Origin of the sequence: Collinsella aerofaciens, from assembly GCF_032584215.1 — a bacterium.
Classification (GTDB): Bacteria; Actinomycetota; Coriobacteriia; order Coriobacteriales; family Coriobacteriaceae; genus Collinsella.
Genome location: NZ_JAWHPN010000120.1, coordinates 1 through 462, shown reverse-complemented (window position 1 = coordinate 462; position 462 = coordinate 1). Strand labels below are relative to the sequence as shown.

The window sequence follows — 462 nt, the reverse complement described above, 5'->3', positions numbered from 1 at the left end:
CTCCAGGAGTGTTCCGGCGGGCAGGCCGGTGGTGGGGTTGTAGTCGGCGGACCGCTTGATAATTTGGATCTGGCCGGTGATGGGGGTATTCTCCCATTCGATTTCAGTCACTTCCCCCGCCTTGACATAGACGGTTTTCAGTTCGGTGTCCGGGATATAGCCCTCGTGCTCCAACTCCCGGAGATAGTAGCGGCCGCCCTCGGTCAGGCCGTCAATGTAGACATGGCCCCTCTGGTCGCTCACATACTCCCCGATGGGGGTATGCCGGGCGTTATACAACAGGAAATGGACGCCGGAAATACCGCTTCCGTCCGCAGACGAAACCTTGCGAATGAGTATCCCGGAGAAGGGCGCATTGGTCACGGTCTTACGGGTGGTTTCTCCATCCTTCACTGTGAAATAGATGGGGGTGTCATCCAGCTTGAAGCCTTTGGCACTCTCGGTTTCCACGGCGTAGTAATC

1 protein-coding gene is annotated in these 462 nt (G+C 57.4%); it reads right to left on the bottom strand.

The window, feature by feature from the left end; genetic code table 11:
- A partial coding sequence (locus RX395_RS10040) for an MSCRAMM family protein (RefSeq protein ID WP_316367359.1) occupies nucleotides 1–462 on the bottom strand: 462 nt, incomplete at both ends.